The sequence below is a fragment of the Haemophilus sp. HMSC61B11 genome, assembly GCF_001838615.1.
In the GTDB taxonomy this organism is placed as follows: domain Bacteria; phylum Pseudomonadota; class Gammaproteobacteria; order Enterobacterales; family Pasteurellaceae; genus Haemophilus_D; species Haemophilus_D parainfluenzae_AD.
Window position 1 is genome coordinate 19,861 of record NZ_KV837988.1, and the last position, 9,298, is coordinate 29,158.

The 9,298-nt window shown below is 40.7% G+C and carries 9 protein-coding genes; 6 read left to right on the forward strand and 3 right to left on the reverse strand.

The genetic code is table 11. The annotated features are described in order from the left end of the window. Positions 1-21: 21 nt before the first annotated feature. Both ligA and zipA read right to left on the reverse strand, forming a co-directional pair. Positions 22-2,025: an NAD-dependent DNA ligase LigA gene (ligA, locus tag HMPREF3263_RS06685; RefSeq protein WP_161798924.1), complete on the reverse strand. Its 2,004-nt coding sequence runs from the start codon at positions 2,023-2,025 to the stop codon at positions 22-24. A gap of 82 nt (positions 2,026-2,107) precedes the next feature. Then, positions 2,108-3,142, reverse strand: coding sequence for a cell division protein ZipA (gene zipA, locus HMPREF3263_RS06690; RefSeq protein WP_049375827.1), 1,035 nt, complete (start codon positions 3,140-3,142; stop codon positions 2,108-2,110). A 171-nt stretch (positions 3,143-3,313) separates the two neighbouring features. On the opposite strand from zipA, the gene cysZ reads away from it, so the two are divergent. The 5 genes from cysZ to HMPREF3263_RS06715 all read left to right on the forward strand — a co-directional run bounded on the left by cysZ (position 3,314) and on the right by HMPREF3263_RS06715 (position 7,646). Continuing rightward, positions 3,314-4,159, forward strand: a complete 846-nt coding sequence (gene cysZ / locus HMPREF3263_RS06695) for a sulfate transporter CysZ (RefSeq protein ID WP_049373827.1) — start codon at positions 3,314-3,316, stop codon at positions 4,157-4,159. 100 nt (positions 4,160-4,259) lie between these two features. Then, the gene (gene cysK / locus HMPREF3263_RS06700; protein ID WP_049385096.1) at positions 4,260-5,210 is read left to right on the forward strand and encodes a cysteine synthase A; all 951 of its coding nucleotides are present in this window, start codon (positions 4,260-4,262) and stop codon (positions 5,208-5,210) included. Positions 5,211-5,392: 182 nt separating this feature from the next. Then, on the forward strand, positions 5,393-6,166 hold the full coding sequence (locus tag HMPREF3263_RS06705; protein ID WP_005697382.1) for an amino acid ABC transporter substrate-binding protein: 774 nt from the start codon (positions 5,393-5,395) through the stop codon (positions 6,164-6,166). Then, positions 6,150-6,866 (forward strand): amino acid ABC transporter permease, encoded by a 717-nt coding sequence (locus HMPREF3263_RS06710; RefSeq protein ID WP_005697396.1) that lies wholly within the window; start codon positions 6,150-6,152, stop codon positions 6,864-6,866. Before HMPREF3263_RS06705 ends, HMPREF3263_RS06710 begins: the two co-directional genes overlap by 17 nt. Positions 6,867-6,875: 9 nt before the next feature. Continuing rightward, positions 6,876-7,646, forward strand: a complete 771-nt coding sequence (locus tag HMPREF3263_RS06715; RefSeq protein WP_070853113.1) for an amino acid ABC transporter ATP-binding protein — start codon at positions 6,876-6,878, stop codon at positions 7,644-7,646. Between the two features lie 72 nt (positions 7,647-7,718). On the opposite strand, the gene HMPREF3263_RS06720 is transcribed toward HMPREF3263_RS06715, so the two are convergent. Further along, positions 7,719-8,462 carry an MIP/aquaporin family protein gene (locus HMPREF3263_RS06720; protein ID WP_070853114.1) on the reverse strand — a complete coding sequence of 248 codons (744 nt, stop codon included), beginning with the start codon at positions 8,460-8,462 and terminating at the stop codon, positions 7,719-7,721. A gap of 372 nt (positions 8,463-8,834) precedes the next feature. Here HMPREF3263_RS06720 and HMPREF3263_RS06725 point away from each other — a divergent pair. Beyond that, a partial coding sequence (locus HMPREF3263_RS06725; RefSeq protein WP_256337435.1) for an FGGY family carbohydrate kinase occupies positions 8,835-9,298 on the forward strand: 464 nt, incomplete at its 3' end.

Below are 9,298 nucleotides of genomic sequence, written 5' to 3' on the forward strand. Positions count from 1 at the left end.
TTTTTTTTTCGATTGAGACGGTTAAATCTGAGCCAAAAATTCTTCTTCCGTTAGAACGGTAACACCTAATTCTTGTGCTTTTGTGAGCTTAGAACCCGCCGCATCACCGGCAATCACAAAATCTGTTTTTGCTGAAACCGAGCCGCTCACTTTCGCGCCCATGTCTTGTAATAAGGCTTTAGCTTCATTACGTCCCATTTGAGTTAAGGTTCCGGTTAATACAACCGTTTTGCCTTTAAAGCGGTTTTCTGTCACTTCTTTGGTTTCCACGGTTTCCCAATGTACGCCTTGAGCGATTAAATCATTCACTACCGCCACATTATGTGGTTCGTGCCAAAACGCCAAAATACGATTTGCCACTACTTCGCCCACATCAGGCACTTGCTGTAAGGCTTCTAAATCTGCATTTTGCAAAGCTTCTAAGGTTTTGAAATGATTTGCTAAATTCAATGCCGTTGCTTCACCCACTTCACGAATCCCTAAAGCAAAAATAAAACGAGCCAACGTCGTATTTTTTGCTTTTTCAAGGCTCGCTAAGGCATTTTCGGCTGATTTTGTGCCCATTCTTTCCAAACGGGTTAGCGTCGTTAAATCTAACTTAAATAAATCGGCCGGTGTATGAACTAATTCACGATCCACCAACTGCTCGATTAATTTCCCCCCTACGCCATCAATATCCATGGCTTTGCGAGAAACAAAGTGTTTAAGCGCTTCTTTACGCTGTGCGGCACAGAACAAACCGCCCGTACAACGTGCTACTGCTTCGCCTTCAATGCGAACAATAGCCGAATCACATACAGGACAAGTTTTAGGGAAAATAATCGGTCTCGCATCCGCTGGACGACGGTCGTGCAATACACCGATAATTTGAGGGATCACATCTCCCGCACGGCGAATGACCACTGTATCGCCAATAGCAATATCCAAGCGTTCAATTTCATCGCCGTTATGTAATGTAGCATTACTTACTGTTACCCCAGCCACAAATACAGGCTCTAATTTGGCTACTGGAGTAATTGCCCCCGTTCTGCCTACTTGGAATTCCACGTCATTTAAGCGAGTTAATTCTTCTTGTGCAGGGAATTTATAAGCAATTGCCCAACGCGGTGCTTTTGAGATAAAACCTAATTTCTCTTGTAACGCAATATCATTGATTTTCAGCACGGTGCCATCAATATCGTAGCCAAGAGAGCTGCGTTTATTTTGAATATCACGATAAAAATCCAACACTTCATCTGTGCCGTTACATAAACGGATTTCTGGGTTTACTGGAATCCCAATAGACTTCAACCATTGCAAACGATCATAATGTGTATTCGGTAAATCTACCCCTTCAGCAATACCAATACTATAAGCATTCAAGACCAATGGACGTTTACTCGTAATTTTCGGATCGAGCTGGCGCAACGATCCCGCTGCAGCATTACGCGGGTTAGCAAAAGTTTTCTCACCTTTCTCTAACGCCAGTTGATTTAAACGCTCAAAGCCTGCGTGTGGCATAAATACTTCACCGCGCACCTCTAAACGTGCGGGTGGATTGTCCATTAAAAGCTGCAACGGAATATTTCGAATCGTGCGAATATTGGCAGTAATATCTTCCCCTGTCGTCCCATCACCACGGGTTGCAGCTTGAGTCAGTACGCCATTCACATACAAAATACTCACCGCTAAACCATCTAACTTAGGTTCACAGCAGAAAGTAAGCGGTTCAGGCAAACGAATAAGACGATCTTCAATGCGCTTTACGAATGCATAAAACTCTTCGTCGGAAAAGGCATTATCCAAAGACAGCATTGGAATTTCATGACGAATTTGTGCAAAGCCTGACAGTGGTTTAGCGCCTACGCGTTGAGTAGGTGAATCAGCCGTAATGAGTTCCGGATGAGCGGCTTCTAAGGCTTTAAGTTGATGAAATAAACGGTCATATTCCGCATCCGGAATGGTTGGGTTATCCAATACGTGATATTCATATTCATAACGACGAAGATCATGACGTAATGTATCAATTTGTTGCTGAAGGCTCATAATGTTCTCTAACGGTTTACTCATTGAATTAAAATGGGCGAACCATCGGCTCGCCCAAAGTGCGGTTATTTTTTCGTGCGTTTTATGCGATGCGAGATAAATAATCTTGCTCAGCTACATCATCAAAAATTTCTTGTTGATCGGTCAACACTACACCACCTAAATCTTCTGCGATAGTTTTCGCTGCGCGAATCATCATGCGTAAATTTGCCAAATTATTACCTGGTGATGGTAGCTGCATAAAGAGCACTACGCCCATGGTTGAAAACTCTGCCATATTGTAATAATCAAACGTACCGGGCTGTTCAATGTTTGCCACACTAAATAACACTGGGCTTGCCACACTTAAATCAAAGTGGCGGTGATACATTTGACGCTCGCCAAAAATGAATCCCAAGTTTTCTAAAGATTGAGATAATTGTGGACCATAGAATTCACGATTTTGATTTGAAATCACATAAAGTTGAACAAAACCGGTGGTTTGTTTTGGTTTTTCAACTTCTACCGGTTCGTGATAGTTAAAATGCACATTCTCGTGAGTGAGTTCTTGATGTGGGTTTAATGACATCTCGGCTAACTGCTCACGCAATTCAGGCGAAGAAGAATTCACACCATCAAAATCATTGCTTTGAGCTTCTAATTCTTCGATTGTCATCTCTGCCACACGTGGTTTCGGTTGTACATTCGTTTCAGGATAAACCACAGGTTCAGGCTGTGGCGCAGGAGCAGGTTGCGCCGTATTCATCTCATAAACTGGCTGATTTGGTAAGGAGATTTTAATATCATCCACACTTTTTTCTATTTGACGCGCATCAACTTGAGCATGTTGCTCATCAAAATTTAATTGTTGTTGGCTTGCCGCCTGAGGTGTCACTTTAGGTTGAACATTTTGTTGTACAGGCTGTGCCGCTTGAGCACGATGTGTTAAACGAATATCCGCATTAGGATCAGCGGCTTGCGAAAAAGAATTGACCTCCCCACTTTTAGAAGTGCGGTTAAATGTATTCGCACTTTTAAAATATTTTGATTTCTCACGACGATTTGACCATAATCCGTGTACCACTAAGGCAATTAAAGCAATCACCCCTAAAATAATCAAAATGGTATTTAAGTCCATTCTTGTTGCTCCTTAACGCAATGATTTTTTGCTAATCCTACCACATTTCCGCAGGTGAAAAAATAGGAAAGCAAACAAGATATTAAAAGGGATGAGATGGAATTTTTCTCAAAAAATATTGTCTTTCTGTGACATTTTGTATTTTTTACTTTTTAATTTAAAGGAACAATGATGATCGATCAAAATGAAATAAAATCTGCTTTCAATCATTTCGTGATGGGTTGGCATTTCATTACGCAAAAAGGCCTCCGCCGTTTTGTGATTATGCCGATTTTACTTAACGTCGTCCTACTCACTGGCTTATTTTGGCTATTTGTTTCACAAATCTCCACAATGATCGACTGGGTGATGAGCTTTATTCCAGATTGGTTAAGCTTTTTAAGTGTGATTTTGCTCGTGCTGTCTATAGGCTCAATTCTCTTATTTTTCTATTTTGCCTTTACGACACTTTCAGGCTTTATTGCCGCACCGTTTAATGGATTGTTGGCAGAAAAAGTCGAAAAAATGCTGACTGGCGAAGCCGTTAATGATGATGGTTTGGCTGAAATCATGAAAGATGTGCCGCGTATGCTAAACCGCGAATGGCAAAAATTATGGTACAGCTTACCGAAATTTGTGGGCTTGTTCCTATTGAGTTTCATCCCAGTTATTGGACAAACCATTATTCCTGTGCTGACATTCTTGTTTACCTGTTGGATGATGGCGATTCAGTACTGTGACTACCCGTTTGATAATCATAAAATTTCTTTTGGCATTATGAAAAATGCGTTAGGCGAAAGACGTTCTCAAAGCCTGACATTCGGGGCATTAATTACCCTTTGTACCGCATTGCCGATCGTGAATTTAGTGATTATTCCTGTGGCGGTCTGTGGTGCAACGGTAATGTGGGTCGAAAATTATCGCTCACAATTAAAATTCGATATGAATTTTGACCGCACTTCAGGCTCAACACAAATTGTGACACGTTCTACGAGTACAGAAATTAAGCCTTCAGGAAATAACATCGTGAATAAATAGCATTTAGTTATAAAATATAGCTATTAACTATTTTTTTTATATAAAAGCCGATGTTATAACTACTGCATCAACTCATTCCAAAATATAAAAGGACAGTAAAATGACAATTTATGCAGATAACTCATACTCAATCGGTAATACTCCATTAGTTCGTTTAAAACACTTCGGACACAATGGTAACGTTGTCGTAAAAATTGAAGGTCGTAACCCAAGCTTCAGCGTGAAATGCCGTATTGGTGCCAATATGATTTGGCAAGCAGAAAAAGACGGCATTTTAACCGCGGGTAAAGAAATTGTAGATGCAACCAGCGGTAATACCGGTATTGCTTTAGCTTATGTAGCAGCAGCACGCGGTTACAAAATCACCTTAACCATGCCTGAAACCATGAGTCTTGAACGTAAACGTTTATTACGTGGGTTAGGGGTGAACCTTGTGCTCACTGAAGGCTCAAAAGGGATGAAAGGTGCGATCGCTAAAGCAGAAGAAATTGTGGCGTCTAACCCAAATCATTATGTGATGCTAAAACAATTTGAAAACCCGGCTAACCCGGACATTCACCGTCAAACTACCGGTGAAGAAATCTGGACAGATACTGAAGGTAAAGTTGATGTTGTGGTTGCCGGTGTGGGTACCGGTGGTACAATTACCGGTATTTCTCGTGCGATCAAATTAGATCACGGTAAAAAAATTACCTCTGTAGCGGTTGAACCAACAGAATCACCTGTTATTAGCCAAACCCTTGCTGGTCAAGAAGTGAAACCAGGTCCACACAAAATTCAAGGTATCGGTGCGGGCTTTATTCCGAAAAACTTAGATTTATCATTAATTGATCGCGTGGAAACTGTAGATAGCGATACGGCAATTGCGACCGCTCGTCGCTTAATGGCTGAGGAAGGTATTCTTGCAGGTATTTCTTCAGGTGCGGCTGTGGCAGCGGCTGACCGCTTAGCAAAACTACCAGAATTCCAAGATAAATTAATCGTTGCAATCCTACCTTCTGCATCAGAACGTTATTTAAGTACGGCGTTATTCGAAGGTATTGAAGCTTAATCTATTGATTGAATTCATTCTATCTAAGGTCTGTTTTTACAGACCTTTTTTGTTTATTAATTAAACAGTTTTTATTTGATATAACGAAAAGAAATAATTCATAAATAAATAATACTTTTCTTTTCTTTTTCGCTTCTTATAATTCATTTCACTTTCGTTATTTATCTAAAAAAGGAATACTTATGAAAAAATCATTTTTTAGCACCGCACTTTTAGCGGCAGGATTAGCCCTTTCTACTTTTGCTAACGCCGGTGAAATTGCTGATCGCGTTGAACAAACTAAAACCTTATTAGTTGGTACTGAGGGTACTTACGCACCATTTACTTTCCACGATAAAGATGGCAAGTTAACCGGTTTCGATGTGGAAATTATCGAAAAAGTTGCACAAAAATTAGGTTGGAAAGTTGAATTTAAAGAAACCGCTTGGGATGGCATGTATGCAGGTTTAAACGCAAAACGCTTTGATGTTATTGCGAACCAAACCAATCCAAGCCCAGAACGTTTAAAAAAATATGATTACAGTGCACCTTATAACTACTCTGCTGGCGTAATCGTGACGAAAGCTGATAACGATAGCATTAAATCATTCCCTGATTTAAAAGGTAAAAAATCTGCACAATCTGCAACCAGTAACTGGAGCAAAGATGCACGTGATAATGGTGCGATTATCGTGACTGTAGATAGCTTGGCGCAAAACCTTGAGGCGGTAAAACAAGGTCGTGTTGATGCAACAGTAAACGATAAGCTTGCCGTATTAGATTACTTCAAAAAACAACCTAACTCAGGCTTAAAAATTGCTGTAGAAAGTGATAAAAAAATCCCAACCGGTTTTGCTTTCTTGAAAGGTGAAGAACCGCTTATTGCAAAAGTGAACCAAGCACTTGAAGAACTACGCAAAGACGGAACTTTAAAACAACTTTCAATCAAATGGTTTGGCGATGACATTACTCAATAATTGGTTAGCCAGCCTTCCATTTATGACCGCAGAACGAGCTGATTATGTAATCAGCTCGTTTTGGCCTATGATGGAAGGGGCAATTTTATATACGATCCCCCTTGCGGTCATTTCCTTCTTTTGCGGTTTATTCATTGCGGTTATCGTGGCTGTGATTTGCACATTGCCACATCCCAATTTAATGACCAAAATACTGCAGGGCATTTGTCGCACTTATATTTCAATTATTCGTGGCACGCCAATGTTGGTGCAGATCTTCATTATTTTCTACGGTTTACCCGAAGTTGGCATCAAACTTGAACCTTTCCCAACCGCCATTATTGCGTTCTCTATTAATATTGGTGCTTATGCGGCAGAAACAGTGAGAGCCTCTATTCTTGCTATTCCTAAAGGTCAATGGGAAGCCTCTTATGCGATAGGCATGAATTACACACAAGCTTTCGTGCGTACCATTATGCCTCAAGCTTTACGTATTTCCGTCCCTTCGCTATCAAACACATTCATTAGCACAGTGAAAGATACGTCTCTCGCTTCGCTCGTTTGGATTGCGGAATTATTTCGTGTGGCACAAAACATCACGGCTGAAAACTATGAGTTTATTTTAATTTACAGCGAAGCGGCTCTCATTTATTGGGTATTCTGTTTTGTGCTGTCAATGGGGCAAACCCGCTTAGAAAAACGCCTTTCTCGCCATTTATAAGGACTGGTTATGTTAAAAGTCACGAATATTCAGAAAAGTTTTAATGGCCACCATGTATTAAAAGGCATTGATTTTGAAATTAATAAAGGCGAAGTGGTTGCCATTCTGGGTCCATCAGGTTCAGGCAAAACGACTTTTTTACGCTGTTTAAATTTGCTCGAACGCCCAGAAAAAGGAGTATTAGCATTTACCGATGGAAACTTAACTATTGATTTCAGCAAGAAGATCAGCAAAGCCGATGAACTAAAATTGCGTCGTCGTTCCTCAATGGTGTTCCAACAATACAATCTATTTCCCCACCGCACGGCACTTGAAAATGTGATGGAAGGCATGGTCGTTGTGCAAAAACAAGCGAAAGAGATTGCGCGTGAAAAAGCCTTAGCATTATTGGAAAAAGTTGGTTTAAAAGCAAAAGCGGATTTATATCCCTCTCAACTTTCTGGTGGTCAACAGCAACGTGTCGGGATCGCCCGTGCTTTAGCCGTTAAACCCGATATTATCTTGTTAGATGAGCCTACTTCCGCTCTTGACCCTGAACTCGTCGGTGAAGTGTTACAAGCACTCAAAATGCTCGCACAAGAAGGCTGGACAATGATTATTGTCACCCATGAGTTGAATTTTGCCAAAGACGTGGCTGATCGTGTGATTCTTATGGAAAATGGTCAAGTTGTTGAACAAAATACAGCGGCAAACTTCTTCAGCCGCCCTCAACAAGAACGTACAAAGCAGTTCTTATTGCAAGCTAAAATGCCAATGGAATTCGAAGATTATTGTATTTAATCAAACGTCTAAATATAAAAAGAGCGGTCAAAAAACACCATGAATTTTGACCGCTCTTTCTATTTGAATAAATTACGTAATGGCGTTATAGAATACTGCTGCTAAAGCCGCCCCGATAAATGGCCCTATAACCGGCACCCAACTGTATCCCCAGTCAGCTTTAGTTTTTAATGTACCACCCAGGAAAAGACCTAAGGTTAAGCGCGGACCAAGATCTCGAGCGGGATTGTTCGCAGAACCGGTTGTTCCACCTAAGCTCAAACCTATTGCCCAAACTAAAATCGCTACTGGTAATGCCCCGATAGAACCTAAACCAATAGGTGTGCTTTCTGCTGTGCCAGGTAAAGTGATGTTTGCCCCCGCAAGATAGAAAATTACGAAGACGAGTACGAAGGTACCAACAATTTCGTTCACTAAGTTGATTGGATAGTTACGAATTGCTGGTTCAGTACAGAAACAAGCGCGTTTTAAGCCCTCTTCTTCGGTCGCTGCAAAGTGATCTTTATACATAATGTAAACCAACAACGCACCTACCATGCCCCCCACCACTTGTGCCGCGATGTAGCCTGGTACCAGCTCCCAAGCAAATACACCCTTCATTGCCACACCAAGTGTTACCGCTGGATTTAAGTGCGCCCCGCTGTAAGGACCTGTCACAACAACGGCCACATACACCGCAAATGCCCACGCGGTAGTAATCACAATCCAACCAGAACTTTGCCCTTTCGTTTTATTTAAACATACGTTGGCTACCACACCGTTACCTAACAGGATTAAGAGTGCTGTGCCAAAAAATTCTGCAAAATAGACATTCATAAGAGAACCTCCAAATAATGATTAACTTAATGATTTCATTAAAGAAATCTTGATTTGCAATTCGTTTCGTTGTTTGATCAAATATTGAGATACTCAAAGTGAGTGGCGCCATTATCTAGTTTTAACCAATTAATTCAATAGATAAAATCGATCTATTTTCTAAAAATGCGACAAAGATCACATTATTTTGTGCGTTAACGCAATCGTTTACATATTTTAATAAAAAAATCTGTGACCCCCATCACAAAACCAAACATTGCTTATTCCAATTAAGTTCGAATTCAATTAAGTTAGGCTCGCAATTTGTTCGTTTAAGCTCAAAATTTCTTCATTCATTTAATGAGAGTGCCAAGCACTCTAAGGAATAGAACCATGACAGACAAAAAATACATCATCGCTTTGGACCAAGGTACCACAAGTTCTCGTGCAGTATTATTAGATCACAATGCGAATGTTGTCGAAATCGCCCAACGTGAATTTACACAAATTTATCCACGCGCAGGCTGGGTGGAACATAATCCAATGGAAATTTGGGCAACACAAAGTTCAACATTAAACGAAGTCGTTGCAAAAGCAGGCATTACCTCTGACGAAATCGCGGCAATTGGTATTACTAACCAACGTGAAACCACCATTGTGTGGGAAAAAGCAACCGGCACACCGATTTATAATGCGATTGTGTGGCAATGTCGTCGTACTGCAGATATTACAGACAAACTTAAAGCGGATGGTCACGAAGACTATATCCGCAATACCACGGGCTTAGTGGTGGATCCCTATTTCTCTGGTACAAAAGTGAAATGGATTTTAGACAATGTAGAAGGTGCTCGTGAAAA

Coding starts and splice junctions, on each gene's coding strand:
- ligA (WP_161798924.1), bottom strand. CDS start 2,025: ATGAGCCTTCAGCAACAAATTGATACATTACGTCATGATCTTCGTCGT.
- zipA (WP_049375827.1), bottom strand. CDS start 3,142: ATGGACTTAAATACCATTTTGATTATTTTAGGGGTGATTGCTTTAATT.
- cysZ (WP_049373827.1), top strand. CDS start 3,314: ATGATCGATCAAAATGAAATAAAATCTGCTTTCAATCATTTCGTGATG.
- cysK (WP_049385096.1), top strand. CDS start 4,260: ATGACAATTTATGCAGATAACTCATACTCAATCGGTAATACTCCATTA.
- HMPREF3263_RS06705 (WP_005697382.1), top strand. CDS start 5,393: ATGAAAAAATCATTTTTTAGCACCGCACTTTTAGCGGCAGGATTAGCC.
- HMPREF3263_RS06710 (WP_005697396.1), top strand. CDS start 6,150: ATGACATTACTCAATAATTGGTTAGCCAGCCTTCCATTTATGACCGCA.
- HMPREF3263_RS06715 (WP_070853113.1), top strand. CDS start 6,876: ATGTTAAAAGTCACGAATATTCAGAAAAGTTTTAATGGCCACCATGTA.
- HMPREF3263_RS06720 (WP_070853114.1), bottom strand. CDS start 8,462: ATGAATGTCTATTTTGCAGAATTTTTTGGCACAGCACTCTTAATCCTG.